The 26,808-nt window shown below is 73.5% G+C and carries 25 protein-coding genes; 13 read left to right on the top strand and 12 right to left on the bottom strand.

What is annotated here, in order from left to right:
* Window positions 1-4: 4 nt before the first annotated feature.
* From ACFYUS_RS18750 to ACFYUS_RS18770, 5 genes are read left to right on the top strand one after another with little or no spacing between them, the layout of a single operon-like run.
* Complete coding sequence (locus tag ACFYUS_RS18750; RefSeq protein WP_388852697.1) at window positions 5-811, top strand: dihydrodipicolinate synthase family protein; 807 nt, start codon at window positions 5-7, stop codon at window positions 809-811.
* Window positions 808-1,677 carry an iron-containing redox enzyme family protein gene (locus ACFYUS_RS18755; RefSeq protein ID WP_388852700.1) on the top strand — a complete coding sequence of 290 codons (870 nt, stop codon included), beginning with the start codon at window positions 808-810 and terminating at the stop codon, window positions 1,675-1,677. Before ACFYUS_RS18750 ends, ACFYUS_RS18755 begins: the two co-directional genes overlap by 4 nt.
* Entirely contained in the window at window positions 1,674-1,988 is a 315-nt protein-coding gene (locus ACFYUS_RS18760; protein WP_388852703.1) for a Rieske (2Fe-2S) protein, read from the top strand. Before ACFYUS_RS18755 ends, ACFYUS_RS18760 begins: the two co-directional genes overlap by 4 nt.
* Window positions 1,985-3,445, top strand: a complete 1,461-nt coding sequence (locus ACFYUS_RS18765; RefSeq protein WP_388852705.1) for a purine-cytosine permease family protein — start codon at window positions 1,985-1,987, stop codon at window positions 3,443-3,445. Before ACFYUS_RS18760 ends, ACFYUS_RS18765 begins: the two co-directional genes overlap by 4 nt.
* A gap of 4 nt (window positions 3,446-3,449) precedes the next feature.
* The gene (locus tag ACFYUS_RS18770; protein WP_388852708.1) at window positions 3,450-4,382 is read left to right on the top strand and encodes a PDR/VanB family oxidoreductase; all 933 of its coding nucleotides are present in this window, start codon (window positions 3,450-3,452) and stop codon (window positions 4,380-4,382) included.
* 56 nt (window positions 4,383-4,438) lie between these two features.
* On the opposite strand, the gene ACFYUS_RS18775 is transcribed toward ACFYUS_RS18770, so the two are convergent.
* From ACFYUS_RS18775 to ACFYUS_RS18815, 9 genes are all read right to left on the bottom strand, one after another.
* Window positions 4,439-5,518, bottom strand: coding sequence for a Zn-dependent alcohol dehydrogenase (locus ACFYUS_RS18775; protein WP_388852711.1), 1,080 nt, complete (start codon window positions 5,516-5,518; stop codon window positions 4,439-4,441).
* Window positions 5,519-5,565: 47 nt separating this feature from the next.
* Window positions 5,566-6,957: an aldehyde dehydrogenase family protein gene (locus ACFYUS_RS18780; RefSeq protein WP_388852714.1), complete on the bottom strand. Its 1,392-nt coding sequence runs from the start codon at window positions 6,955-6,957 to the stop codon at window positions 5,566-5,568.
* Between the two features lie 444 nt (window positions 6,958-7,401).
* Window positions 7,402-8,133, bottom strand: coding sequence for a class F sortase (locus ACFYUS_RS18785; RefSeq protein WP_388852717.1), 732 nt, complete (start codon window positions 8,131-8,133; stop codon window positions 7,402-7,404).
* Window positions 8,120-8,896 carry a hypothetical protein gene (locus ACFYUS_RS18790; protein WP_388852720.1) on the bottom strand — a complete coding sequence of 259 codons (777 nt, stop codon included), beginning with the start codon at window positions 8,894-8,896 and terminating at the stop codon, window positions 8,120-8,122. Before ACFYUS_RS18790 ends, ACFYUS_RS18785 begins: the two co-directional genes overlap by 14 nt.
* A 152-nt stretch (window positions 8,897-9,048) precedes the next feature.
* Entirely contained in the window at window positions 9,049-10,482 is a 1,434-nt protein-coding gene (locus ACFYUS_RS18795; RefSeq protein WP_388852723.1) for a CitMHS family transporter, read from the bottom strand.
* 164 nt (window positions 10,483-10,646) lie between these two features.
* Window positions 10,647-11,333 (bottom strand): TetR family transcriptional regulator, encoded by a 687-nt coding sequence (locus ACFYUS_RS18800; RefSeq protein WP_388852725.1) that lies wholly within the window; start codon window positions 11,331-11,333, stop codon window positions 10,647-10,649.
* A gap of 136 nt (window positions 11,334-11,469) precedes the next feature.
* On the bottom strand, window positions 11,470-12,765 hold the full coding sequence (locus tag ACFYUS_RS18805; RefSeq protein WP_388852728.1) for a hypothetical protein: 1,296 nt from the start codon (window positions 12,763-12,765) through the stop codon (window positions 11,470-11,472).
* On the bottom strand, window positions 12,762-13,658 hold the full coding sequence (locus tag ACFYUS_RS18810) for a hypothetical protein (RefSeq protein WP_388852731.1): 897 nt from the start codon (window positions 13,656-13,658) through the stop codon (window positions 12,762-12,764). The genes ACFYUS_RS18805 and ACFYUS_RS18810 overlap by 4 nt, the downstream gene beginning before the upstream one ends.
* Entirely contained in the window at window positions 13,655-15,739 is a 2,085-nt protein-coding gene (locus tag ACFYUS_RS18815; RefSeq protein WP_388852734.1) for a right-handed parallel beta-helix repeat-containing protein, read from the bottom strand. Before ACFYUS_RS18815 ends, ACFYUS_RS18810 begins: the two co-directional genes overlap by 4 nt.
* A 150-nt stretch (window positions 15,740-15,889) precedes the next feature.
* On the opposite strand from ACFYUS_RS18815, the gene hmgA reads away from it, so the two are divergent.
* From hmgA to ACFYUS_RS18835, 4 genes are all read left to right on the top strand, one after another.
* The gene (gene hmgA / locus ACFYUS_RS18820; RefSeq protein WP_388852737.1) at window positions 15,890-17,203 is read left to right on the top strand and encodes a homogentisate 1,2-dioxygenase; all 1,314 of its coding nucleotides are present in this window, start codon (window positions 15,890-15,892) and stop codon (window positions 17,201-17,203) included.
* Window positions 17,204-17,245: 42 nt separating this feature from the next.
* The gene (locus ACFYUS_RS18825; RefSeq protein WP_388852740.1) at window positions 17,246-17,995 is read left to right on the top strand and encodes a GntR family transcriptional regulator; all 750 of its coding nucleotides are present in this window, start codon (window positions 17,246-17,248) and stop codon (window positions 17,993-17,995) included.
* A gap of 119 nt (window positions 17,996-18,114) precedes the next feature.
* Window positions 18,115-19,110, top strand: a complete 996-nt coding sequence (locus tag ACFYUS_RS18830; RefSeq protein ID WP_388852743.1) for a hypothetical protein — start codon at window positions 18,115-18,117, stop codon at window positions 19,108-19,110.
* Window positions 19,111-19,164: 54 nt separating this feature from the next.
* Window positions 19,165-20,376, top strand: coding sequence for a type ISP restriction/modification enzyme (locus tag ACFYUS_RS18835; protein ID WP_388852746.1), 1,212 nt, complete (start codon window positions 19,165-19,167; stop codon window positions 20,374-20,376).
* Here ACFYUS_RS18835 and ACFYUS_RS18840 read toward each other — a convergent pair whose 3' ends face one another.
* A complete protein-coding gene (locus ACFYUS_RS18840; RefSeq protein ID WP_388852749.1) occupies window positions 20,377-21,096 on the bottom strand; it encodes a TetR/AcrR family transcriptional regulator in 720 nt (239 codons plus the stop codon).
* A gap of 63 nt (window positions 21,097-21,159) precedes the next feature.
* Here ACFYUS_RS18840 and ACFYUS_RS18845 point away from each other — a divergent pair, with 63 nt between their 5' ends.
* From ACFYUS_RS18845 to ACFYUS_RS18855, 3 genes are read left to right on the top strand one after another with little or no spacing between them, the layout of a single operon-like run.
* Window positions 21,160-22,098 carry an ATP-binding cassette domain-containing protein gene (locus ACFYUS_RS18845; RefSeq protein ID WP_388852752.1) on the top strand — a complete coding sequence of 313 codons (939 nt, stop codon included), beginning with the start codon at window positions 21,160-21,162 and terminating at the stop codon, window positions 22,096-22,098.
* On the top strand, window positions 22,095-22,871 hold the full coding sequence (locus ACFYUS_RS18850; protein WP_388852755.1) for an ABC transporter permease: 777 nt from the start codon (window positions 22,095-22,097) through the stop codon (window positions 22,869-22,871). Before ACFYUS_RS18845 ends, ACFYUS_RS18850 begins: the two co-directional genes overlap by 4 nt.
* Before the next feature lie 49 nt (window positions 22,872-22,920).
* Window positions 22,921-24,117 (top strand): CaiB/BaiF CoA transferase family protein, encoded by a 1,197-nt coding sequence (locus ACFYUS_RS18855; protein ID WP_388852757.1) that lies wholly within the window; start codon window positions 22,921-22,923, stop codon window positions 24,115-24,117.
* A 148-nt stretch (window positions 24,118-24,265) separates the two neighbouring features.
* Here ACFYUS_RS18855 and ACFYUS_RS18860 read toward each other — a convergent pair whose 3' ends face one another.
* On the bottom strand, window positions 24,266-24,538 hold the full coding sequence (locus tag ACFYUS_RS18860) for a hypothetical protein (protein ID WP_388852760.1): 273 nt from the start codon (window positions 24,536-24,538) through the stop codon (window positions 24,266-24,268).
* A gap of 321 nt (window positions 24,539-24,859) precedes the next feature.
* On the opposite strand from ACFYUS_RS18860, the gene ACFYUS_RS18865 reads away from it, so the two are divergent.
* On the top strand, window positions 24,860-25,825 hold the full coding sequence (locus ACFYUS_RS18865; RefSeq protein WP_388852763.1) for a protein kinase: 966 nt from the start codon (window positions 24,860-24,862) through the stop codon (window positions 25,823-25,825).
* Here the strand turns inward: ACFYUS_RS18865 and ACFYUS_RS18870 are convergent.
* The gene (locus ACFYUS_RS18870) at window positions 25,809-26,615 is read right to left on the bottom strand and encodes an SGNH/GDSL hydrolase family protein (protein WP_388852766.1); all 807 of its coding nucleotides are present in this window, start codon (window positions 26,613-26,615) and stop codon (window positions 25,809-25,811) included. The genes ACFYUS_RS18865 and ACFYUS_RS18870 overlap by 17 nt on opposite strands.
* Window positions 26,616-26,808 lie beyond the last annotated feature (193 nt).

Raw genomic sequence — 26,808 nt, forward strand, 5'->3', positions numbered from 1 at the left:
ACTCATGCCTGACACCTACTCCGGGACCGTCGTCCCGCTGATCACCCCGCTCGACGAGCACGGCACCGTCGACGAGCAGAGCGTGGTCCGCCTCCTGGACCACATCCGGGCCGAGGTCACGGGCCTCATGCCGGCCCTGACCTCCGGCGAGGGCTGGAAGCTCGACGCCCGCCAGTGGGAGGACGTCGTCACGTACACCGTCAAGCACGCCGACGGCCTCCCCGTGCTCGCCGGCATCCAGCTCCCCGACACCGCCTCGGTGATCGACCGGGCCCGCACGGCGGCCGAGATCGGCGTCGACGCCGTCGTCGTCACCACGCCGTTCGGCGCCGACGTGACGCAGGACCAGATCGTCGAGCACTACCAGGCGATCCGCGCGGCCCTCGACATACCGATCTTCCTCTACAACGAGGAGGCGCTGTCGGGCAACCGCATCGAGTTCGACACCCTGATCCGGATCTGCAAGGAGATCCCCGGGATCGTCGGCATCAAGGAGTCGAGCGGCGACGCCGCCTTCACCCGCCGGATGGCCGAGGCCGGCACCGGCATCCCGGTCTTCGAGGGCTGGGAGAACCTCCTCGTCGACGCCCGCGGCATCCAGGGCTTCATCGGCCCGCTGGCCAACCTGGAACCCGCCCTGTGCAACGCGATGCTGGTCGACCCGACCCCGGACCGCCAGGCGGAGATCAACACCGTCTGCGAGAAGTACGGCGTCTTCCTCGACGACTGGTACCGCTGGGTCAAGAAGGAACTCCACGCGCGCGGCGTGATCAGCTCCCCCACCACGCACGAGGAGGCGAAGGCGGCATGAGCACCGTCCCCGCCTCCGCTGTTCCGGTGGCCGCGCACTCGGTCGCGGCCCCGGCCGCGACCTCCCAGCGCGAACTCCACACCCTCTACCGGCGGGTGCCCAACCTCGGCGACTACGGATCGATGACCGCGATCGAGGAGCGGTGGATCCTGCCCAAGGCGCGGGCCTACGAGGCCTCCGCCCCGCACTTCGACTCGGCCGGCGAACTGCTCCAGGCACTCAAGGAGTTCCTCGCCGAGGAGGAGGCCGCGCTCCCGGAGAGCGCGACCTTCCTCGCCGAGCACGCGACGCTCGACCAGTTCAAGGTGATCGTGCGGCAGTTCGCGCTCGACGGCCTCACCGAGTCCGAGTCGCTGCTCCCGGTCGTCCCCCGGCTGCCGTACCGCTCGGCGATGGCGGTCTTCCGGGTCCTCATCGACGAACTCGGCTGCGGCAACGAGGAGAAGGCGCACTCCCAGCTCTACCGGGACCTGCTCACCGAGCTCGGCATGAGCCTGCGGCTCGACGACTACCTCGACGAGACGACCCCGGAGTGCTACGCGTACGTCAACATGTTCCACTGGCTGGCGAGCCGGGCCTCGTCTCCCCAGTACTTCCTGGGGGCGTACGCCTACTTCGAGACCAGCGTCCTGTACGCCTTCCAGAGCTTCGCCCGCGCGGCGCGGCGCCTGGGGATCGTCAAGGACGCCTACTACACCGAGCACCTGTACATCGACTCGTACCACAGCAATCACATGCGTACGGCGATCCGGGCGCTCGACGAGCCGGACCTGGCGAAGATCTGGGCGGGCGTGCGGCTGGCCTCCGACATCGTCGGCGAGGCCACCGAGACGGCGATCGCGCTGGCACGGGAGACCGTCGCATGACGGCCGTGCCCGCCGGGCGGCGGGGCTCCGACGAGCCCGTCGTCCGCCAGGTGACCGAGGACCTGGTCCTGGTCGAGGTCGGCGGCCGCAAGGTCCTCGCGGCCGCCCTCTGCCCCCACCGCGGGGGCCGGCTCAAGTACGGCAGGGTCGACGGGGACAGGCTGCGGATCACCTGCCCCCTGCACCACACGACCTTCGACCTGACCAGCGGCGAGCGCACCTCGGGGGCGGCCTGCGCCGCCCTCCGGGTGGTCGACGTGCTGCCCGGTCAGGACGACCGTCCCGAGGTCCTCTCCGGGGGCGCCTCATGACCACCACACCGACCGGGGCGGCGTCCACCGTGACGCCGCCCCGTGCGGCGGTCGACCACGACGGCATCGCGCCGGTGCCCGAGGCGGAGCGCACCTCGACCCCGGCCGACTTCGGCTGGATCTGGCCCTCCGCGCAGTTCTCGTTCGGCACGGTGGTGCTGGGCGCGCTGCCCGTGGTCTTCGGTCTGGGCTGGTGGTCGTCGGCGACCGCGATCGCGGTGGGCGTCGCCGTCGGGACGGCGCTGCTCGCGCCGCTCTCCCGGTTCGGCGTCCGCACCGGCACCAACGATCCGGTGGCGAGCGGGGCGCACTTCGGGGTGCGGGGCAGGGTCGTCGGCAACACCATCACGGTGGTGACGGCGCTCGGCTTCTTCGCGATCGCCGTGTGGACCGGCGGCACGGCCGTCATGGTCGCGGGGCACCGGCTGCTCTCCACGCCGACGGGCCCGGGCGCGCTGACCGTCGCGATGTTCGTGACGGCGGCGGCGGTCGCGCTCGTCGCCGTACGCGGCCACGAGACGCTGGTCCGCACGTACCGGATCACGGCGGTCACCGGCGGGGCGGTCCTCCTCGGCACGGCCCTCGTGCTCGCGCCGAAGTTCGACGCGGGATACTCCGGGTACGCAGACGGGACGTTGGCGCTCGACAGCACCCTGCACACCTGGCTGCTCGCGGCGACCGCGTCCGCGACCGTGCCCCTGTCGTACGCCACCTTCCAGGGCGATTACACCCGCTACATGCCGGCCTCCACCCCCACCGGCCGGGTGGTGCGGGCGAGCGGGATCTCGATGTTCCTCAGCAGTCTCGCCGCGCTGCTCACCGGCGCGTACGTGACGACGCTGTTCCCCGTGCCCGACGAGCCGTGGCTGCAGGGGCTGACGGACGCGGTGCCGGGCTGGTTCGCGGTGGCGGTGGTCGTCTTCGGCTTCGCGGGCACCCTGCCGCAGGCCGGGCTCTGTCTGTACGCGGCCGGGCTCTCCGCCAACTCCGTGTTCTGGCGCTCCTCGCGGGCCGCCGTGACCACCGTGGTGGCGCTGCTCGCGGCGGCCGTGCTGTACCTCGGGGCGGTGGTGTACGACGCGATGGACGCCATGTCGGCGTTCGTGACGCTGCTGCTCACGGTCGTGGCCCCGTGGGCGGCCGTGCTCTCCGTCGGGTACGCGTTGCACCGGGGCCGGTACGACGCGGAGGCGCTGCGCGCGTTCGCCACGGGCGGCGGCGGACGGTACTGGTACACGGGCGGGGTCAACCCGAGGGCCGCCGCGGCCTTCGCGGCCGGCTCGTTCGTGGGGATCCTCTGGGTCAACAACCCGCTGTACACCGGCCCGTTGACCGGCCTCACGGGCGGGGTGGACCTGAGTCTGCCGTCCTCCTTCGTGGTCGCCGCCGTGCTGTACGGGGTGCTGTGCCGGGTGTGGCCGGAGCCGCTCCTTCCGCCGTCCCGAGCTGCGAGGTGATGCGATGTCCGATGCCATGTCGATGGTCCGGCTGACGGTGAGATCGGTCGCCGAGGAGGCGGACGGCGTACGGGGACTGCTCCTGGCGGATCCCACGGGTGCCGCGCTCGCGCCCTGGGAGCCCGGCGCCCACCTGGAGGTGACGCTGCCGTCCGGCGCGGTCCGGCACTACTCGCTCTGCGGCGATCCGGCCGACCGCGGCGTCTACCGGCTCGGGGTGCTGCGGGAGCCGGCCGGCCGGGGCGGCTCCGAGGAGATCCACACGGCTGTCGTCGAGGGCACGGTCCTCGGCGTCCGGGGCCCGTTCAACCGCTTCCCGCTGGTGCCCGCCGAGCGGTACCTGTTCGTCGCGGGCGGCATCGGCATCACCCCGCTGCTGCCGATGATCCGCTCCCTGCCGCCGGGGTCCTGGTCGCTGCTGTACGGCGGCCGGAGCCTCGCCTCCATGGCGTACCGAGAGGAGCTCTCCGCGCTTCCCGGGGTCACGCTGGTCCCGCAGGACACGGCGGGGCTGCCCGATCTGGACGCCGTCCTCGACGGGTTGCCGCCGTCGACGGCCGTGTACTGCTGCGGACCCGAGGGGCTGCTGCGGGCGGTCGAGGACCGGTGGGCGGGACCGCTGCACATGGAGCGGTTCGGTGCGGCTCCGGTGGAGCGGACCTCCGGCGGGGGCGGGTTCGAGGTCGAGCTGCGGCGGACCGGGCGGATCCTGCGCGTGGAGGCCGGCCGGACCCTGCTCGACACCGTGCGGGAGGTGGTGCCGGGTGTGGCGTACTCCTGTGAGGAGGGCTGGTGCGGCACCTGCGAGACGAAGGTGCTCGCGGGGACGCCCGAGCACCACGACTCCGTCCTCGGCGAGGACGAGAGGGCCGCGGGGACGACGATGATGATCTGCGTGGGGCGCTCGCGCGGCGGGCGTCTCGTCCTGGATCTGTGAACCCGTGGATGCCCGTACCGGCGGTTGGGCCGGTACGGGCATCCGCTCGTCAGGGGTCAGAAGACGACGAGGGCGCGGCCGCCCTTGCCCGCGAGCATGTTCTCGAAGGCGCCGGGGATGCCGTCGAGGGTGATCCGCTCGGTGACGAGGGCGCCGAGGTCGAGCCGGCCGGCCCGGATGTGCCCGGCGAGGACCGGCAGGTCCTGGGCCGGGTTCGAGTTGCCGTAGACGCAGCCGGCGAGGGTGCGGCCCCAGTGGAAGAGTTCCAGGGCGTTGAAGGTGACCTGCTGGTCCTTGCCGCCGATGCCGACGACCGTGGTGCGGCCGCCGCGCCGGGTGGATTCCCAGGCGGTGCGGATGGTGACGGCGCGGCCGACGCACTCGACGGCGACGTCGACGCCCTGGCCCCCGGTCAGCTTCCGGATGTCCTTGGCCGTGGTCTCGGAGGCGACGACGTACTCGGTCGCCCCGGCGGCCCGCGCGAGCGCCTCCTTCTCCGGGGAGACGTCCACGGCGACGATCGTGGACGCGCCCGCGATCCGGGCGGCCTGGAGCGTGGCGAGACCCACCCCGCCGACGCCGAAGACGGCGACGGTCTCGCCCGCGCGGACCCGGGCGGAGTGGTGGACCGCGCCCCAGCCGGTGAGGACGGCGCAGCCGAGGAGGGCGGCGTCGGTGAGCGGCACCCCGTCGGGGACGGGCAGGACGCAGTTCGCGGCGACGACCGTCTCCTCGGCGAAGGCGGCGACGTTGAGTCCGGGGTGGAGCTCGGTGCCGTCCTCGGTGCGGGCGTGGATGTTCGCGGCGCCGGTCAGGGCGTTCGCGCAGAGCCACACCTCGCCGAGCGAGCAGGGGTGACAACTGCCGCAGGACGGCGCCCAGTTGAGGACGACGCCGTCGCCGGGGGCGACGTGGGTGACGCCCTCGCCGACGGAGACGACCGTGCCCGCGCCCTCGTGCCCGAGGACGGCGGGGACCGGCACGCGCATGGTGCCGTTGGAGAGGGAGAGGTCGGAGTGGCAGACCCCGGCGGCGGCGAGCCGGACCCGGACCTGGCCGGGTCCGGGCTCGGGGAGTTCGATGCCGGTGATCTCCAGGGGAGAGCCTATGGCGGGCAGGACCGCGGCGCGGATCACGCTGTTCGCTCCTTCTGCGCTCAGAACTGTCAGAACTGTCAGGACCGTCAGAACTGGAGGGACTTGGTCTGGAGGTACTCGGCGAGGCCGTGCGCGCCGAGCTCCCGGCCGACGCCGGACTGCTTGTAGCCGCCGAAGGGGGCCAGCGGGTTGAAGCGGCCGCCGTTGATGTCGACCTGGCCGGTGTCCATGCGGCGGGCGAAGGCGACGGCCTCGGCCTGCTCGCCCCAGACGGCTCCGGCGAGGCCGTAGACGGTGCCGTTGGCGATCGCGAGGGCCTCGTCCTCGTCCTCGTACCGCAGGAGCGAGACGACGGGGCCGAAGATCTCCTCCTGGGCGATGGTCATGTCGGGGGTGACGTCGGCGAAGACGGTCGGGGAGACGTAGTAGCCGCTCTCGCGCGGGGCCTCGGGGCCGCCGGCGACGAGCCGGGCGCCCTCCTCGATCCCCTTCTCGATGTAGCCGCGGACGCGGGCCTGCTGCTTGGCGTTGACGAGGGGGCCGACGCGCTCGCCGGGGACGTACTTGGCGACGGCCTCGGCGGCGAGCGCCACCGCCTCCTCGTACCGGTCGGCGGGGATCAGCATCCGGGTCCAGGCGCTGCACGTCTGGCCGGAGTTGGACATGACGTTGGCGATGCCGACGGCGACGGCCTTGGGGAGGTCGGCGCTCGGCAGGATCACGTTGGCGGACTTGCCGCCGAGTTCGAGGGCGACCCGCTTCACCGCGCCGCCCGCGAGGGCGCCGATGCGGCGGCCGACGGCGGTGGAGCCGGTGAAGGACACGAGGTCCACGCCGGGGTGCTCGGCGAGCGCCTGCCCGGCGACCGGGCCGAGGCCGGTGACCAGGTTGAAGACGCCGGCGGGGATGCCCGCCTCGTGGACGGCCTCGGCGAAGAGCTGCGCGGTGAGCGGGGTGTCCTCGGCGGGCTTGAGGACGGTGGTGCAGCCGGCGGCGAGGGCCGGGGCGACCTTGGCGACGACCTGGTGGAGCGGGTAGTTCCAGGGGGTGATCGCGGCGACGACGCCGACCGGCTCGGCGTAGACGGTGGAGTTGCCGACCTTCTCCTCGAAGGGGTGGGCGGCGGCGAGCTCGGCGTACGAGCCGGCGACGGCGATCGGCAGTCCGGCGTGCACGGCGGCGGCGAGCTGCGGCGGGGCGCCGAGTTCGGCGGTGACGGTGGCGGCGATCTCCTCGGCGCGGGCGGCGAGCGCGTCACGCAGGGCGGCGATACGGGCTCCGCGCTCGGCGGGCGGGGTGGTGGCCCAGCCGGGGAGCGCGGCGCGGGCGGCGCGCACGGCGGCGTCGACGTCCTCGGCGGTGCCGGCCGGGACGTGGGCGATGACCCGCTCGTCCGCCGGGTCGATCACCGGGACGGTGTCCGTCGAGGAGGCGGGACGCCACTCCCCGCCGATGTACATCGCGTCGTGGGCCTTCATCCGCTGTCTCCTCGGGTCGCCGTTCCTCGTCTTCCTCGCCGCCTCAAACTAGCGCTGTTAGTTTTCTGACGCCAGGGTTCACGGAGTGCCCCCGGTCTCACCCGACGGCACAGCACGGCGCCGCTCGATCGTGCCGCCCCGACCCACGGGCTGTCCACGTACGTCCCGCACAGCGGTACGTGCACGAAACTGGCGGATCCCTCCCGACAGATCCTTCCTGACGGTTCCTTCTCGGCGGTTCCCTCCCGGCGGTCCCTTTCCGGCGGTTCCTTTCCGGCGGTTCCCTCCCGGCGGTTCCCTCCCGGCGAATTTCTCCCGGCGAATTTCTCCCGTACGGCGCGACAGCGCACGCCCCGGCCGACGGAGCGGCTGGATCCGTCGGCCGGGGCGTGCGCATGTGAGCGGGTTCGGGCGGGTTCGGGCGGGCGGTCGCGGGGCCTGCCGTCAGATCTTCTGGGCGATCTCGGTGAGGTGGGCGAAGACGACGATGTTCGCCTCGTAGCCCTTGCCGCGGTCGAAGGCTCCCCCACAGGTGAGCAGCCGGAGTTCGGGCCGGCCGGTGGCCCCGTACACCTCCTTGTCGGGGAAGTCGCTCTTCGCGTACGTCCGGACGCGGTCGACCGTGAAGACGGCGACCTTGCCGTCGGCGCGGGCGATCCGGACGGTGTTGCCGGCGCTGAGCGAGTCGAGGTTGAGGAAGATCGCGGGCCCGGTGCGGGTGTCGCGGTGGCCGACGACGACGGCGGTCCCGCGCTCGCCGGGGGCGGGCCCCTTGGCGTACCAGCCGACGACCCGGGGGTCGTCGACGGGCGGTGTGCCGAGTCGGCCGGTGGCGTCGAGGCCGAGTTCGATCACGGGGGCCTCGATGGTGATGGCCGGGACGGCGACCGTGACGGGACGCGAACGGGCCAGCGGGGCGGGCAGGGGCGCGGGCCGCGGCGCGGCCTTGGGCAGCGCCCTGGTCTTCGCCTTGTGGTCCAGGGCGGCGGGCGCTCCGGCCGTCACTCCGGACCGGGCGTGAGCGGCGGGGCCGGCGGCGACCGGCGGGTCGGCCGGTTCCCCGTCACCGGCCCACCAGACGCCCCCGGTCACCAGGGCCGCGGTCACCGCCACGGTCCTGGCGAGCCGGAGCAGACGCCGCTGTCTGCGCGTGAAGCGGGACCTACGCGGCGCCATTGTCCCGGCGGCGCGAGCGGCGGATCAGGACCAGTCCGGTCGTGCCGGCGAGGCCGGCGGCGACGGCCGCCCCGACGCCGAAGGCGGAGGAGTCCTCGGCGGCGAGCTGTGCGCTGCCGCCGCCGCCCGCGCCGACCGGGCCGTGCGGGGGCTTGCCGTGGCCGTGACCGCCGCCGTTGCCGCCGTTGCCGTTGCCCCCGTTCCCGTTCCCGCCGTTGCCGTTCCCGCCGTTGCCGTTCCCGCCGTTGCCGTTGCCCCCGTTGCCGTTACCTCCGTTGCCGTTCCCGCCGTTGCCGTTGCCACCGTTGCCGTTGCCTCCATTGCCACCGTTGTCGCAGGCGGAGATGACGTTGAAGACCTTCGACTTCGGGGCGCCGTTCTTGCCCGGCCACGTCCATTCGACCTTGTACATGCCGATCGGCAGGGAGAGCGGTCCCGCGGCCCCGTCACCATTGCTGTTGAGGGGGACGGACGTGGGGCCCAGCACCGGCTGGTCCTGGTTGCCCGGCTGTCCGGGCTGCGGGAAGATCGAGTACGTGATGCTCGGCAGGCCGTCGAAGTTGAGGGCGGCGAGGCGGAACGGGCAGTCGACACGGGGCTCGTTGACCGGGTTGGTGTCGGCCGTGGTCGACTGGTGGACCTTGACGTCGCCGTCGTCGCCGGGCGCGGCGAAGGCCTGCGGGGCACCCGCGAGGGTCACGGCGCCGAGCGCCAGTGTGGCGAGTGCCCCGCGGAGCAGGGCGCGGGTGGGGGGTGTCGTCATGGCGGAGTTCCTCCGGTCGTGAGCACAGGGGATGCATATTGCGATAATCCGACTATCCGTCACGACATGGACACAGAGGGTGGCGACCCGGCGCGCCACCCTCCGACTTCCACCCGTCCGGCCCACCCTGGGGATGACCCGGATCGTTCAGGTCAAATGATCCCGAACAGGATCCCCGCCGCCAGGACGACCAGCGAGGTCAGCGCGGCCCACTTCACCGTGAACCTGGTGTGGTCGCCGAACTCCACCTTCGCCATGCCGACGAGCACGTACACGGCGGGCACCAGCGGGCTCGACATGTGCAGGGCCTGGCCGACCAGCGAGGCCCGGGCGATCTCCAGGGACGACACCCCGTGGGCCGCACCCGCCTCCGCGAGGACCGGCAGGACGCCGAAGTAGAAGCCGTCGTTCGACATGAAGTACGTGAGCGGGAGGCTCAGCACGCCGGTGACCAGGGCCATGTGCGGGCCCATGCCGTCGGGGATGGCGCCGACGAGCCAGTCGGCCATGTGCTTGACCATGCCCGTGCCGGTGAGGACACCGGTGAAGACGGCGGCGGCGAAGACCATGCCGGCGACGTTCAGGACGTTGTCCGCGTGGGCGGCGATGCGCTCCTTCTGCTCGGCCATCTTCGGGTAGTTGACGGTGAGCGCGAGGGCGGCACCGAGGAGGAACAGCACCGGGATCGGCAGCAGTTCGAGGATCATCGCGGCGAGCAGCGCGACCGTCAGGCCCGCGTTGAACCAGTACAGCTTGGGGCGGAGCGTCGCGCGGTTCGGGTCGAGGCCCTGGAACCCGTCGCCCTCGCCCGTACCGGCCGCCGCGCCGACCGTCGTACCGGGCGCGTCGCCGGCGGCACCCGTCGCCTTCGCGCCCACGGCCCCGGCCTTGCCTTCGCCCTTGCCCTTGCCCCCGCCCGCCGCGACCAGCACCGCGTCGGCCTCCGGGACCAGGACCTCGTCGAGCGTCAGGTAGCCGATGCGCTTGCGCTCGCGGCGCCCGAGGACGTACGCCAGGGCGAAGACGAAGAGCAGGCCCACGCCGAGCGCGGGGATCATCGGCACGAAGATGTCGGCGGCGTCGAGCTTGAGCGCGGTCGCCGCGCGGGCGGTGGGGCCGCCCCACGGCAGCGTGTTCATGACGCCGTTGGCCGTGGCGGCGACACCCGTCATGACCACCAGGCTCATCTTGAGCCGCTTGTAGAGCGGATACATCGCCGAGACCGTGATCATGAAGGTCGTGGAGCCGTCGCCGTCCAGGGAGACGATCGCGGCGAGCACCGCCGTACCCACGACGACCCGCACGGGGTCCGCCTTGCAGAAGCGCAGGATGCCCCGGACGATCGGGTCGAAGAGACCGACGTCGATCATGACGCCGAAGTAGACGATCGCGAACATCAGCATCGCGGCGGTCGGCGCCAGCTTGCCGACGCCTTCGATGACGTAGTCGCCGAGCTGGGCCCCCTGCCCGACCGCGACGCAGAACAGCGCGGGAATCAGTACGAGCGCCGCGATCGGCGACATCTTTTTCAGCATGATCAGGACCAGGAAGGTCGCGATCATGGCGAAGCCGAGGACGGTCAGCATGGAGGACACCTCACGTTCACCCTTGAACTGCCGCCGAGCGGCGGTGCGGATGACGGTAGGTGCCCGGTTCCGTCGTTAACAAGATGTTGACGCGTGAGCAATACGAGCAAAACCCCAGGTCACGACGGGGTTGACCGTCGACTGCGCCCCTGGGGCCCCGAAGGTCACGCGAGCGAGGGCGCCAGGTAGGCGTGGAGCAGGCAGCGCGTCTCGGCGACGAGCGCCGGGTCCCCGGCGGGGTCCGCACGGAAGGCGAGCCGGACCAGGGCGTCGGCGGTCTCGACGCCGACGAGGACCTTCCGGTGCAGCTCCTCGTCGGCGGCGCGACCCAGATGGGTGGCCAGGAGCGCGCAGATCCGTTCGGCGACAAGGCGGTTGGGGTCCTCGGCGACGGCCTCGTCCGGCCCCCCGTCCGGCCCCTCGTCCGCGCGGTCCGCCGCGGTCTCTCCGGGCGCGACGGGCGGCACGCCGAAATCGACGAGGGCGAACCCCGGGACGGTCCGCTTCATCTCGATGAACTCGTCGAGGACGCCGTCGATGGCGCCGTGCGCGTCCAGGAGGGTCGCGGCGGCGAACCGGTCCGAGATCCGCTCGGTGTACCGGTCGAGGTTCCGGAGGGCGAGGGCGGCGACCATCGCCCGCTTGTTGACGAAGAAGCGGTAGACGGAGCCGATCGGGACGCCGGCCCGCGCCGCGACGGCCCGGGTGCTCAACTGCTCGTACCCGGTCTCGTCGAGGAGTACGGCGCAGGCGTCGAGGATCCGGGCCAGCCGCTCGGCGCTGCGCTGCTGCACGGGGGCGCGGCGGAGCGCCGGTTGGGTTCGGGGGTGGGTCTGAGGCACGGGGTCCATGATGCCGCTCCGGTCCGGATGAGGGCGATCGGCCGGCCCGACGCCCGGTCGGCGGGCGACTCAGGTCGTCAGGCGACTCGGGTCATCAGGCAGCTCGGGTCGTCAGGCGACTCGGGTCATCAGGCAGCTCGGGTCGTCAGGCGATCAGCAGGCCGATGCCGCCGAGGGTGTACGCGATCATCAGCACGAACAGCGGGAGTTGGCCGGCGACGGCCCGGGCGGGTGGGAAGAGGCGCACGGACCGGTCGTGCGCGGCGATGACACCGAGGACGTGACCGGTGACGATCGCGGCGACCTGGAGGGTGGCGAGGCCCCCGGGGCCCAGGGGTGGAGCGGGCGAGGGGGCGTTGTCAGTGCCAGCTGCCATGATGACCGTACGTGGTCCTTCCGTCACGAGAAGTGAGAAGTAGTGGGCCACGAGGTAGCCGAGGGCGATGGGCAGGAGCGAGTGGGCGAAGGAGGCGAGCGGAGTGGTGAGTCCGGGGTTCATCAGGCGCAGGGCGCCGGCGCAGAGGCCGTAGCAGGCGGCGGCGAGGGCGATGGCGGCGAGGAGGCCGAGCGTGGCGGTGGGGACGCGCCCGAGGGAGGAGGTCTGGAGGGTGGTGATCCAGCGGGGGTTGTCGGAGATCCCGTCGTAGGCGGTGGAGCCGAGGAGGACGCAGACGGTGGCGACGAGGCCGGGGGTCTGCGGGGTGGAGTCGAGGCCGTGGAAAGGGGAGCGCAGGACCAGCCGGCCGTCGGCGCGGCGGCCGAGGGGGGAGAGCCGGGCGAGGAGGGAGGAGTACGCCTCGAAGGGGTCGGCGCGGGCGAACCAGTCGGCGCCGTAGCGGGCGGCGCCGAGGAGCTGGACGGCGGTGTGGACGGCGAGGGCGATGAGGAGGGTGGCGGTGGAGGCGTTGTCGGGGGCGACGAGCTCCAGCCAGGTGAAGAGGAGGAGCCCGGCGGCGGCGGGCCGGATGCCGAGCGCGGCGGGCAGGGGGCGGGGGTTCCGTGGCGGGCGGAGGGCGTGGACGGCGCGCAGGGGGTTGAGGAGGCGCCAGACGGGGCCGAGGAGGAGGGAGGCGGGGACGAGTCCGACCCAGAGGAGGACGTAGAGGGCGCCGGGCGCGGGGTTGCGGTCCGGGTCGTCGGGGCCGAGGAGCAGGTGGAGGAGGAAGAGGAGGGCGAGGGCTGCACCGAGGAGGCGCAGGGCGGTACGGGTGGCGGGGGCGTCGGCCATCCGCTGGAGGGCGGCGGGGAGCGGGCGGCCGGAGAGGTCGCCGCGGAAGCGGGAGGAGGACCAGAGCAGTCCGAGGGCGAGGAAGGAGACGAGGAGGGCGGTGAAGGCACCGGCGTAGGCGTAGAAGGGGGAGAGGGGGAGATCGTGCTGGGACCCCACGCCGTGGGCGAGCGGAAGGCCGAGGGGCGGCGCGGGTGCGGAGGCGGGGCTCATCGGACGACGAGTTGGGTCAGCACGAGTCCGGACTCGTGGGTCTCGACCTCGAAGAGTCCGGTGCGGTCCGCGGTGAGGGTGAGGGTCGCGGGCGTGCCCGGAGGAAGGGGGAGTTCGCGGTCGTAGCCGTGCACGTGGAGGGTGTCGGCGCGGTCGCTGGTGACACGGAGGGTGAGGCGCTCGCCCTTCTTCAACTCGATGCGGGAGGGGGGTGGCTGGACGGTCGTTCCGGTGACGGTGAGGGTGACGGTCCGGCCGGGGTCGGCCGGCCGGGTGCTCGGCGACGCGGAACCGGCTGAACCGGCTGAACCGGCTGATCCGGTGGGGTCGGCTGCTCCGGCTGATCCGGCTGATCCGGTGGGGTCGGCCGATCCCGAGGAACCGGCTGATGCGGCGGAACCGGTCGAGGTGGTGGGGGTGTCGCCGAGACGGACCGTGGCCTGGACGGGGGCGCCGGCGACGGCCCAGACGGTGTGGTCGTCGGCGTGGAGCCGGACGGTCAGGGTGTGGGCGCCGGGCGGCACGTAACCCCAGGGGCCGTACAGGCGGGCGGTCTCCCGGCCGTCGACGAGGAGGCGGACGTGGCCGCGGCCCGGGAGGGCCGCGCCGCCGGTGCTCTCCGGGGTGAAGCGGAACCTCTCCACCGTGAGGTGGACGTTCCAGCCGCCCTCGGAGTCGGGGCGGGCCTCGGCCCTGACGGTGGGCGCGTCCGCCGCGGGGAGTTCCCGGAGCCGGTGTCCGCTCTCGTCGTGGGCCGCGAGCAGGGTGCCGCTGCTGCCGGTGGCCTCCTGGTGGCTGGTGCCGGGCTTGTGGTGGGTGGTGGCCCGGCCGCCGCAGCCCGCGAGGAGGAGTGCGGCGGCGAGCAGGGCCGTGGCGGCGCGCCGGGGTGTCATGCCGTCACCGCTTCCGGGCGGTCGGCCGGGGGCTCGGTCGGCGGGTCGGCCGGGGGCTCGGTGGGGCGGGCGGGGCGGGCTCCTGCGGCGATCACCGCCCAGAGGACCCAGACGGTGCCGAGCAGGAGGCGGAGCCAGGCGGGGCTGACGGGGATGCCGGGGACCATGAGGACCGCCTTGTCGAAGGCGTCGAGCAGGGTGAGGGCGCCGAGGACCACGGTGGTCCAGGCGAGGACGGGGCGGGCGGGGCGCAGGGCGAGGCCGATGAGGGTCCACCACAGGCCCATGAGGAGGAGCGCGACGGCGGGGAGGGCGGTGGGGGTGAGGGCGAGGGTCGAGCCGGCGACGTCGAGGGCGAGGCCCAGGAGGCCGAGGAGGGTGGCCGCGCCCGCGAGGCGGTTGCCGCGGAGCCGGCGCCACCAGAGGGCGCCGCCGACCAGGGCGAGGACGAGGGCGGTGCCGAGGGCGAGTTGGGTCTCGACGCGCTGGAGGCCCCGGGCGCCGTACCAGTCGCAGCCGGCCGGGAGGCGGCGGGCCTGGACGTTGTAGTCGGCGCAGACGAGGAGCTGGGCGAGTTTGACGGGTTCGCCGACGAGCCGGTCGGTGGCGCCGGAGACCTCGCCGCGGCGGGCTCCGCAGGTGGGCGGGGCGCCGGGGGTGGCGGCGCCGGCGTCGGACTGCCAGCAGTTGCCGCCGCCCTGGCCGTCCCACCACACGTCGGTGCGGTTGGGGCGGGCGTTGCCGGCCTTGTCGACGCCGAGGCGGTTGCCGGCGTAGCGGTTGTGGTGGGAGGTGTCGGTCTGCTTGCCCCAGGCGGACTCGCCGCGGATGAAGGCGGGGACGGCGCTGAGGAAGAAGGCGGCGCGCTGGTGGCCGTAGACCCAGTTGTCCTCGTACAGGTTCCAGTTGCCGCCCGCGGTGATGATGCCGGTGCCGGGCGGCATGGAGATCTGGGGGCAGACGACGCCCTGTTCGTAGCCGCGGTCGACGGGCGGCTTGGCGCAGGTGCCGTCGGCGACGTAGGGGTAGTAGTTCTGGTTGTTGTCGTGGATCACGTTGCGCGCGAAGTGGGCGTGGTTCTGGGGCAGTCCGGGGTGGCCGGGGAAGGCGGAGTCCATGGAGGCGCCGCCCATGTTGTGGTCGAACTCGTTGTCGTGGACGTAGACGGAGTCCCCGGCGGTGCCGGAGTAGCCGACCATGTTGTGGTGGCTGCGGCAGCCGGTGATCTCGATGGAGTAGCGGGGGACGTCGTAGCCGCGGCCGTCGTTGATGTTCGAGGCCGAGCCGGGGTAGATGCCGGAGTCGCCGTTCCCGTAGGACTCGCAGTTCTTGTAGAGGCCGTGGTCGGAGGCGAAGGTGAGGAAGCCGTACTCGTCGTTCCAGCGGGTGAGGACGTCGTCGATGACGAAGCCGTCGGCGGCGAGCACGTACAGCGAGTTGAAGGTGGTGCGCTGGGCGGTGAAGTTGCGGAAGTAGACGCCGTCGGAGCCGTCGGCGCGGATGGCGTTGAGCTTCTGGTACTTGGCGTCGATGACGACGTCGAGGCGGGAGGCGCCAGTGCCCTCGATCTGGAGGTCCTTCTTGCCGAGGATCGCGACGAGGTTCTGGTTGTGGGGGCACTGCCGCTGCTGGGCGTAGCTGAGGATCTGGTAGCCGAGGGCGGACTTGCGGGCCTTGAGCGAGGCGCAGGCGCCGGTGGGCCGCGGCAGGGAGGGCTCCTCCTCGTAGAGGCCGGGGAGGATCGCGATGGTGAGGCCGGGCCGGTCGACGGCGTCGACGGCCTGCTGGAGGTGGCGGTAGCCGTCGCGGGCGCAGCGCGCGAAGAGGGCGAGGTTGCGGGCCTTGAGTCCGGCCGGGAAGCCGGAGATCCGGCGCTCGAAGTCGGCCCGGTCGGTCTTGCAGACGAGGAGGTCGGGTTCGCCGGTGCGGAGTTTCGGCACGCTGCCGGTTCCGTCGGGGAGGGTGACGGGCCGTTCCTCGTGGGCCTGGGCGAGAGGAGCGGTGAGCAGGGCCGCGGCGAGCGCCACGAGCACGACCGAGAGCACGGAGACGAATCTTCGGGTCCACGAGGTCCACGACATGCGCGTGAGAGTAGAGGAATGTTCACCTTTTTGGACCCCTCGTGCACGGACCAAACGGCCGCCGGGGGCCGACACCCCGTTGACGTAGGGCGCGCGGAATCCTACGGTCATCCATAGGATTCCCTTGCGGGCTCAGGACAGGAGCGGTCGATGACCACGGAGCAGGCCAGGAAGACGGCCGAGGCGCTCACCTACAGCACCGGTTTCGGCAACGAGCACAGCTCGGAGGCGGTCCCCGGCGCACTGCCGGACGGCCGGAACTCGCCGCAGCGCGCACCCCTCGGCCTCTACGCCGAACAGCTCAGCGGCAGCGCCTTCACCGAGCCGCGGGCCCACAACCGCCGCTCCTGGCTCTACCGGATCCGCCCCTCGGCCGCGCACCCGCCGTTCACCCGGATCGACAACGGCACCCTGGCCGGCGCCCCCTTCACCGAGACCGTCCCCGACCCCAACCGGCTGCGCTGGAACCCGCTGCCCGAGCCGGCGCCCGGCACCGACTGGCTGGCCGGCCTGTGGACCCTCGGCGGCAACGGCGACGCGGCCCAGCGGGCCGGCATGGCCGTGCACCTCTACCACGCCAACGCCTCCATGGACCGGGTCTTCGGCGACGCCGACGGCGAGCTGCTGATCGTCCCGGAGCGCGGCGGCCTCCTCCTCCGCACCGAGCTGGGCCTGCTCGCCGCCCATCCGGGCGAGGTGGCGCTGATCCCGCGCGGCGTCCGCTTCCGCGTCGAGCTCCTGGACGAGACGGCCCGCGGTTACGTCTGCGAGAACTACGGCGCCCCGTTCCAGCTCCCGGACCTCGGCCCGATCGGCGCCAACGGCCTCGCCAACGCCCGTGACTTCCGCGCCCCGGTCGCCGCCTACGAGGACGTCGAGGGCCCGGTCGAGGTGGTCAACAAGTACTGCGGCAACCTCTGGTCGGCGACGTACGGCCACTCGCCGCTCGACGTCGTCGCCTGGCACGGCAACCACACCCCGTACGTCTACGACCTGCGCCGCTTCAACGTCATCGGGACGATCTCCTACGACCACCCCGACCCGTCGATCTTCACCGTCCTCACCTCGCCCTCCGACACCCCGGGGCTCGCGGGCGTCGACTTCGTGGTCTTCGCCCCGCGCTGGCTGGTCGGCGAGGACACCTTCCGCCCGCCGTACTTCCACCGGAACGTGATGAGCGAGTACATGGGCCTCATCGAGGGCGCGTACGACGCCAAGGCGGAGGGCTTCGTGCCGGGCGGCGGCTCGCTGCACAACATGATGTCCGCGCACGGCCCCGACCGGGAGACCTTCGACAAGGCCAGCGCCGCCGAGCTGAAGCCGCAGAAGATCGACGACGGCCTCGCCTTCATGTTCGAGACCCGCTGGCCGGTGACCGCGACCCCGCAGGCCGCGACCGCCGATCACCTGCAGAAGGGATACGACGACGTATGGCAGGGTCTTGAGCGCCACTTCCGGCCGTAATGTCTCGGCCGTAAGCCCGTAGCCTTTTCGTACGGAGATCCCGTGACCGCCTTCGCCCCCGACTCGCTGGTCCTGAACCGCAAGCTGCCGCTCTGGTATCAGGTCTCGCAGTCGCTGCGCGCCTCGATACTGGGCCGCACGCCCGACGCCTCGCTGCGGCTGCCCACCGAGGAGCAGCTCGCCGCCCACTACGGCGTGAGCGTGCTGACCATGCGCCAGGCCCTCAAGGAGCTGGAGGAGGAGGGCCTGATCAGCCGGCACCGGCGGCGCGGGACCTTCATCGAGCCGGGCGCACGGCGGTCCACCCCGCGCCGGCTGCTCGGCTCGATCGACGCGATCGTGGCCCAGCAGTCGGGCGAGCGGACGACGGTCCTCGGGCACGGCGCTGAGCCGGTGACCGGGGAGCTCACGGAGTACTTCCCGGACGTGCCGGAGATCGTGGCGTACCGCCGGCTGCGCAGCGACGGGGAGAGCGGCGAACCGACGAACTGGGCGGAGAACGCGGTCCGGCCCGAGCTCGCCGCCACGATCGACCCGGCCGACCTGGAGCGCTGGCCGATGACGAAGGTGCTGCGGGACGTCGTCGGGGTGCGCATCAGCCGCATCACGGACACCGTCGAGGCCCGCCTCGCGGACCCGGAGACGGCGGGCCTCCTCCAGGTCCCGCTGCTCTCCCCGATCCTCCACTACACCGGCGTCACCTACGACGAGGACGGCCGCGTCGTCGACGTGGCCCGCATCCGCTACCGCGGCGACCGCTTCTCCTTCACGGTCACGGTGGAAGCGCACTGACGCCCGCGGGACGGCGGTGACTGCCGGGCCCTGGCAGGGCCCGGCGGCGACACGCTGCCGGAGCCGGACTCTCACCCTCCGGCCCCCGCCGTGTCAGGCTGGCGGCGGGGGGGGATCAGATGAGGCACCTGCCTTTCTTCCGCTGGGTCCTGACGGTCGGCGTCACGCTCTTCGTGTGTTCGGCGTGGCTGTACGCGACCGAGTCGGACACGGAGCAGCCCGCGACGCGCCAGATCGACCTGGCGGTGGTCCACGAGAAAGCCGACGGCACCTGCCGGGTCCGGTGGAGCGATCCGTACGAGAAGAAGACGCGCGAGGGGCCGTACCACTGCGACGCCGGCCGGAGCGACAGCCTCAAGGCGCCGAACCACGGGGACAGCCGGGGCTACGGCTGGGCGTCCGGGTTCATGTACACGGAAGGGCCGGACCGGGGGGACCTGTACGACGTCGAAGCCCCCGTGGAGGAGGACCTCTCCACCGCGGACACCCTCCTGCTGCTGGGAGTGCTGCTCATCCTGACCGGGCTGGTCGGCGGGAACCTCCGCGCCCTCCCCCGGGTCCTCGGCGTGGAGGCGCGGCTCGTGCGCCGCGCGATCCGGCTGGCCGAGGCCGCCGGGTGGGCGTCCGAGGACTACGCGCGGGCGGTGGACGCGGTGCGGGACGCCGGCCGGCGGGGGGAGCTCGGCGCGGCGCCCGACCCCGAACTGGTCCGCGCCCTGTGGGTGCTGCGAGAGGCCGGACCGCAGGCGCACGAGGCGGCGGCGATCGCCCGGGGGCTGGCGGACCGACTGCGCCCGCTGCTGGAGCAGGCGGCTCCCGCCGCCGGTCTCGGCAACAGGCTCCAGGCCGGGCCGACGGCCCGCGCCGACGCCGAGGCCGCGGTCGCCGAGCTGCGCCGGCTGCTGGCCGACGCCGAACGGCAGGGTCTGCGGGAGCGGTTCGCGCAGACCTCGGTCGACCTGCTCCGGGGGCAGGACACCGACCGGGCCGCGCTCGCGGCCGGGGCGGACTTCGAGCGGGACCCCGAGGAGTACCGCCGTCTCCTGGAGGACCTCGTGCCGCTCGAACCGGCGACCCGGCCGGAGCCCCCGCGGCGCCGCCGGTGGCGCCGCTGACGGGTCCGCCTCGGCGCGGTCGGCGCTGGCCCCGCACTGACGGCGCTCGTTAGCATGCGGGGCGTGACGGAAGCCCCCGGTACTGTCGACGACGCGCCCCTGCTCGACGAGCTGATGCCGTGGTCCGTGGCCCCGCTGCGGTTCGGGCGGTCGTGGGTCGTCGCGCCCGACGCCCGTACGCTGCGGACCCGCTGGGACCGGCTGGTGGCCGCCGAGGGCGCCGAGCGGGAGGCGCTGTTCCGGCCGAGCAGGGCGCGGACCCAGGCGAGCGCGGTGGGGGCGCTGCCCGGGCAGCGGACCGGGACCACGCGGTTCGCGCGCGAGTCGGGGCCGTGTCCGGAGCCGGTGCGGGTGGCGCACGGGCCGTTCGACGAGCAGTGGCTGCTGCCGGACCACCGGCTGATCGACACCGCCCGCCCCGAGCTGTGGCGGGTCGCCGGGGAGCCGCAGCTCTTCGCCGTCGAGCAGGGGTACGTGCCGGGGGCATCCGGTCCCGCGCTCCTGGTGACGGCCGCGCTGCCGGAGGGCCGTTCCCCGGCGGGCCGACCGGGCCGCGTCCGGCCGCTGTTCCGGCGTCCCGGGGGCCGGGAGCCCAATCTCGCGCCCGGTCTGCTCGACTTCCTCGGGAAGCGGTACGGGTGCGAGGTCGGCGCCCGTGACTGGCTGGCGTGGACGGTGGCGGCCGCCCTCCCCTCCCCCGCCGGGTGCCGTGTCCCGCTCCCCGGGGACCCGGAGGCGTGGGCGGCGGGCGTGGCGCTCGGCCGGGACCTCGCCGACGTGCAGCTGCGCGGCGCCCTGAGCGGGACGAGGCCCCGGCTGCCGGGCGGGCGCCGGCCCTATGTGCGGGCGGCGGTCCCGGCGCGGCCGGCGGCGCTGGCGTACGACTCCGAGGCCGAGGTCCTCGACGTCGGCGGGGGCCTGATCTCCCCCGTACCGGCGGAGGCCTGGGAGTACCGGGTCGGCGGGGTGCGGGTCCTGGAGCAGTGGTTCGCGCACCGGACGGCCCCGGCGGAGCCGGGCTCCCTGGAGGCGATCGGGCCGGCCTCCTGGCCGCAGGAGTGGACCTCGGAGCTGCTCGACCTGGTCACCGTGCTCGCGCTGCTCGGGGCGCGGGAGCCGGAGCGGGCCGCCTTCGCCGAACGGGCGGTGGGCAGGGAGGAGCTGCGTGCGGCCGGCGTGCTGCCGCCGCCGGACCGGTCCCGCCGCCCCGCGTCCGTGCTGGACCATCAGGAGGAGGGCCCGGAGGGCCAGTTCATGCTGCTCTGATCAGGTGCCCGGCGCGAAGGACTCCAGCAGGCGGGCGATCGTCATCGCGAAGATCTCGTCCGGGTCGACGGGGGCCGCCGGGGACTCGGCGAGCAGTCCCGCCAGGTGCGGGTAGCGGCCGCTCGCCACCTGCCCCATGAGGTAGGCGCCGCGCACCGCCTGCTCCTCCGCCTCGGACCAGGGCAGTCCGCGGGCCCGCTCGGCGATGGCCTGCTCGTTGGCGACGGTCGCCATGACCGTGCCGTTGACCATGGCGATCAGCTGCATCTTCAGCCCGGCGGGCGCGTCCAGCGGGGCGAGGCAGCCGAGGCACCACTCCAGGAAGCGCAGGGCGTTGGGGCTGAAGCCGTAGGCGGTGGTCATGATCCGGGCCAGCCAGGGGTGGCGGTACATGATCGCGCGGCTCTGGTGGGCGATCGCGGTCATGTCGGCGCGCCAGTCGCCGCTGGGCTCCTCGGGGAGCTCGTACTCTCCGCTGACCGCGTCGACCATCAGCTCGTACAGGTCCTCCTTGCGGGGGACGTAGTTGTAGAGCGACATGGTGCCGCAGCCCAGTTCGGCGGCGACGCGGCGCATGGAGACCGCGTCGATGCCGTCCGCGTCGGCGATGCGGACGGCGGCGTCCACGATGTCCCGCCGGCTGTACGCCGGTTTGGGGCCGCGCCCCGTGCGCTCGGGCCGCGCCCAGATCACTTCCGGTACGGCCGCTCGGCCCGCCATGGATCATCACCTCGCTCCCCATCGTAGTTACGTACGCCGTACGTAGTGGGGTATGGTCGCGCCATGACGACTACGTACGCTGTACTTAGTGAAGGCCTGCGGAAGCGTTACGGCGACGTCCACGCCCTCCGCGGCCTCGATCTCGCCGTCCCCGAGGGCACGGTCTGCGGCGTCCTCGGCCCCAACGGCGCCGGCAAGACCACCGCCGTCCGCGTCCTCACCACCCTGGTCGCGCCCGACGCGGGCAGCGCGCTGGTCGCGGGCCACGACGTGGTGCGCGACCCGGCGGGGGTACGGAAGCGGATCGCGGTCACCGGGCAGTACGCCTCCGTCGACGGCGACCTCACCGGCGCCGAGAACCTGCGCCTCTTCGCGAAGCTGCTCCGCGCCCCGCGCACCCGCGCCGACGAACTCCTGGAGCGCTTCGGCCTCACCGCGGCCGCCGGACGGCCCGCCCGCACCTACTCCGGCGGCATGCGCCGCCGCCTCGACCTGGCCGCGAGCCTGCTCGTGCCGCCGCGGGTGCTCTTCCTCGACGAGCCCACGACCGGGCTCGACCCGCACAGCCGCAACGGGATCTGGGACGCCGTACGGGAGTTGGCCGACCAGGGCACGACCGTGCTGCTGACCACGCAGTACCTGGAGGAGGCCGACCGGCTCGCCGACGACATCGTGCTGATCGACGAGGGGCGGGCCGCGCAGCGCGGCACCCCGGCCGAACTGAAGGCGCTCGTCGGCAGCTACGCGGAGGTCGTCGTCGCCGGGCCGTCCTCCCTCGAGGCGGCCGCGGCCGTCCTCGACCAGCTGACCGGCTCGGCACCCGTCCTGGACGCCGAGCGGCGCACGGTCGGCGCGGTGACCACGGACACCACGCTCACCCTCCCCCGGATCGTCCGCGAGGTCGACGCGGCCGGGGTCCACATCGTCGACGCCTCCCTGCGCCCGCCCACCCTCGACGAGGTGTTCCTGCGCCTCACCGACCGGAAGGAGCTCATCCCGTGAGCGCCCTCGTGCACGACGGGACCGCCGTCCTCGGCCGCCACCTCCAGCGGATCAGGCACGCGCCCGCGATCACGGTCATGACCCAGACGATGCCGATCGTCTTCCTGCTCTTCTTCGGATACGTCTTCGGCAGCGCGCTCGCCGTCCCCGGCGCCGAGTACCGGGCCTATCTGGTGCCCGGCATCCTCGTGGCGACGGCGGCGGGCGGCCTGATGACGGGCATGCTCCAGGCCGCGCAGGACGCGCACCGGGGCATCACGGACCGCTTCCGGTCCATGCCCGTGAGCCGGGCCGCCGTCCCCCTCGGGCAGGCCCTCGCCGACCTGCTCGCGAACGCCGTCGGCACGGTCCCGCTGATCCTCGTCGGCCTCGCCATGGGCTGGCGGATCGAGGGCACGCTCCCCGAGGCCCTGGGCGCCTTCGGCCTGCTGCTCCTCCTCCGCTTCGCGACGACCTGGATCGGCATCCTGCTCGGCCTCGTCTCGAAGAGCGAGGAGGCCGCCGGGCAGCTGGGCAGCGCCGCCTTCATGCTGCCGCTGCTCTCCAACGCGTACATCCCCACCGACGGCATGCCCGGCTGGCTGCGGACGGTCGCCGAGTGGAACCCCCTCTCGGCGGTCACCACGGCCGTGCGGGACCTCTTCGGCAACGCGCCGGTCCCGGCGGACGCGGCCTGGCCGGTGGCCCACCCGGTCGCGGGCTCCCTGCTCTGGTCGCTCGGCCTGATCGCCGTCTTCGCCCCGCTCGCGGTGCGCCGGTACGCCCGGGGGTGACGCACCCCCTGATGACAGGAGGCTCACCGGCACGGTAGGCAGGACGGTCATGAGCACCCAGCCACTCCCCCTCGCCGGAGTCACCGTCGTCGCCGTCGAACAGGCCGTCGCCGCGCCCTTCGCCACCCGCCAGCTCGCCGACCTCGGCGCCCGCGTCGTCAAGGTCGAGCGCCCCGACGGCGGGGACTTCGCCCGGGGGTACGACACGGCCGCCCGGGGCCTCGCCTCCCACTTCGTGTGGTGCAACCGGGGCAAGGAGTCGGTGGCGGTCGACCTCAAGGACCCGCGGGGCCTGGCGCTCGTCCGGAAGCTGGTGGCCGGCGCCGACGTCTTCGTGCAGAACCTGGCGCAGGGCGCGGCAGCCCGCCTCGGTCTCGACGCCGCCACCCTGTGCGCCGCGCACCCGAGGCTGATCGCGGTGGACGTCTCGGGGTACGGGGCGGAGGGGCCGTACGCGCACAGGCGGGCGTACGACATGCTCGTCCAGTGCGAGGCGGGGCTCGTGTCGGTGACCGGCACGCCCGGACAGCCCGTCAAGTCCGGGATCCCGGCCGCCGACATCGCGGCCGGGATGTACGCCTTCTCCGGCGTCCTCGCCGCCCTCGTCCGGCGCGGCACGACCGGCCGGGGCGGCCCGGTGGAGGTCTCCCTGCTCGACTCTCTGGCCGAGTGGATGGGGCATCCGCTGCACCACGGGTTGCACGGGGGCACTCCCCCGGCGCGCACGGGGCTCGCGCACGCGGTGATCGCCCCGTACGACGCCTATCCGACGGCGGACGGCGGCCTGGTCCTGCTCTCCGTGCAGAACGACCGGGAGTGGCGGCGGCTCGCCGAGCAGGTCCTCGGCCGTCCCGAACTGGCCGACGACCCCGGCTTCGCGACGAACACGGCGCGGGTGGCGGGGCGCGCGGCGACGGACGAGGCGGTCGCGGCGGCGCTCGCACCGCTGACGGCGGCGGAGGCCCTGGCCCGGCTCGACGCGGCGGGCGTCGCCTGCGCCCGGCTCAACTCGGTCGCGGAGCTCGCGGACCACCCGCAGCTGACGGCCCGTGACCGCTGGCGGGCGGTGGAGTCGCCGGTGGGACCGCTGCGTTCACTGCTGCCGCCGATCGTGTTCCCGGACGCGCCGGAGCCCCGGATGGACCGGATCCCGGCCCTCGGCCAGGACACGGACGAGGTGCTCGCCGAGCTCGGGGTGCCGGAGGCGGAGCTGAAGGAGCTGCGCGGCGCGGGCGTGATCGCCTGACGGGGAGCGGGACGGCGGTCACCGCCGTACGGGGGCACGCGCCGCCGTACGGCACTCGGCCGGCTCCGGGCACGACGGAGCGCCGGACGGGCGGGGACACGTCCGGCGGGGTCGTGGTCGGGGCCGTACGGGCGGCCGAGGTGTCGGGCTAGCGCCCCGCGCCGAAGAGCGAGCGGCGCAGGCGGCGGAGCGGGGCGAAGAGCGAGACCCGCGCGCTGCGGCTGCGGTGGCTGTGCACCGGCACCTCGCGCGTGCGCGTCGTCAGTTCCCGCATGAGCAGGGTCGCCTCGGCCACCTCGCGCTGAGGCAGGGCGGGGCCACCGAGCACCGCGAGATGGCGGTCCAGCCGCGAACTGGTCGCGCTGCTCCCGCAGGTGATGGCAGGCACACGCGGCCTGCTGCGCATTGCTATCTGTTCCATGTCACTCCCCACCCGTACAAGGGCACCCGACCCGGGCAGGTTAACCCTATCGCCCCATCGCGACACCCGTGTATCCCGGCGGCGGGATTCACCGCACCCGTACGGGGGTTGACGGTCACTGTACGAATCCATCTGATTCCAGGGCGAGTTGGACAGCGATCGAACACCTGCCGAACCGCCACGAACCATCCTGCACTCCGGACCGCCGGCGGCGGACGCACGAGCGGGTGTGATCTCCACCACCAAGATCGTCCGGACCGGCGGACGAGGGACCCGCGCAGGACCGGGGCCGGGCGGACGCCCCTCGGCTACCGTGGATCCATGACGGTGATCGCGGGTCGTTACCGGCTGCTCGACGTCCTCGCCGAGGGGGCGACGGGCACCGTCTGGCGCGCCCTGGACGAGACGGACCGCCGCGAGGTGGCCCTCGAGGAGTTCCGGGCCCCGGCCGGGCTGCCGGCGGACGAGGTGCCCCTGCTGTACGCGCGCCGGGAGCGCGAGGCGCGGGCCGCCGCCCGGATCTCCCACCCCTCCGTCGTACGGGTCCTCGGCGTGGCCACCGAGGACGGCCGGCCCTGGGTCGTGACGGAGCTCGTCCGCGGCCTCACCCTCGCGGAGACCCTCGACGCGGACGGCCCGCTGCCCCCGCGCGAGGCCGCGCGCGTCGGCGCCGAGGTCCTGGCCGGTCTGCGGGCCGCCCGGGCGGCGGGCGTACCGCACCGGGGCGTGGCGCCCGGGCAGGTGCTCCTCGCGAACGACGGGCGGGTCGTCGTCACCGGCTTCTGGGGCGCGCCGGACGACGGCCCGGGCCCCGAGGCGGATCTGCGCTCCCTCGGGGCGCTCCTGGAGGCGGCGGCCGGCGGCCGGTCCGGACCGCTGGGCGCCGTGATCGACGAGCTGACGGGCGAGGAGCTCGCCGTGACGGCCGATCAGGTCGAGGACGAGCTGCGCAGGACGGCGGCGGGCGGCGGGCGCGCGACGGCGGAGGCTTCCGCCCCGGACCGCACCGACCGGAGCAACCGGGGAGACCGGACCGACGGGGGCGAGGACGGCGGCGGGACGCGGGCCGGGGCCCCGCCGGCGCCCTCCCCGCGGACGGGGCCGGCACGGACGGCGCCCCGGCGGGGGCCCGTCCTGGTGGCCGGGATCGTCGGGGCGCTGCTGATCGCGGGTGCGTTGACGTATCAGGCGGTACGGGACGACGGACCGGGCACCGGACCGGGGCCGGGCGGCGCCACGAGCACCGCTCCGGCGACGCCCGGCGGGCCGGCTACAGCGCCCCGTTGAGCGAGGGCAGGTAGCCGCCGGACTGTCCGGCGGCGGTCGGGTGGTACGACTCGCCGATGTTGAGCCAGTTGACGCTGTGCAGCCAGGACGAGCTGGAGCAGATCTCGTGTCCGGTGAAGGCGGGGACGACGCTGGCGAAGGTGAAGCCGTGGTCGGCCGCGCGCTTGGCGGTGGCCGCGTTGAGGTAGTCGGAGGCGTTGTTGATGGCGCTGCGCTCGGTCTCGCTCAGACCGGCGATGCAGCTGCCGCCCAGCTGGTAGAAGCGCGGGTAGCCGAGGACGACGACATGGGCGGAGGGCGCCTTGCCGCGGATGGCGTCGTAGACGGCGTCGAGCTTGCCGGGGAGCGTGCTGTCCACGTAGGCCTTGGCCTGATTCACACGGTTGATGCAGGTGGATTCGGACTGGAGCACACAGGTCGTCATGACGTCGGCGAAACCGGCGTCATTTCCCCCGATCGTGATGGAGACCAGGTCGGTGGCGGCCGAGAGGGGGCCGAGCTGATTCGCGGTCACATCACCCGTTCGGGCGCCCGAGCAGGCGGTGAAGGCGAACGAGGAGGGGGCGTTCGCGTTCTTCCACAGGACCGGGTACGCCTTCGTGGAGCGCTTGCAGTCGCCACTGGCGCTGTCGTAACTCCCGGAGCCGACACCGGAGGAGTACGAGTCCCCCAGGGCCACGTAGTCGAGTGCGGCGGTCTCGGCCGCCTGGGCCGCGCCCGCCCCGGTGAGGGCGAGGACGGCACCGAGGAGCAGTGAGGACGAGAGGACGGCGAAGCGGGGCAGTCTCATGAAACCTCCCTGTAGCAGGATCTCTGCGTTACCAGGTAGTAGCATCGGATCGGCCCGACCGGAAGTGTTCATGTCAAAACTGGGGGTGAATGCGCGCCGATCCTCCGTCAGGGACCGTCGAGATCAAGCCACTTCAGGAAGCGGCACCGCCCCGCTCGCGGTGACCGCAAAACCCGGTGCGCGGCCCCGCCCC

Source organism: Streptomyces sp. NPDC004284 (assembly GCF_042874035.1).
In the GTDB taxonomy this organism is placed as follows: Bacteria; Actinomycetota; Actinomycetes; order Streptomycetales; family Streptomycetaceae; genus Streptomyces.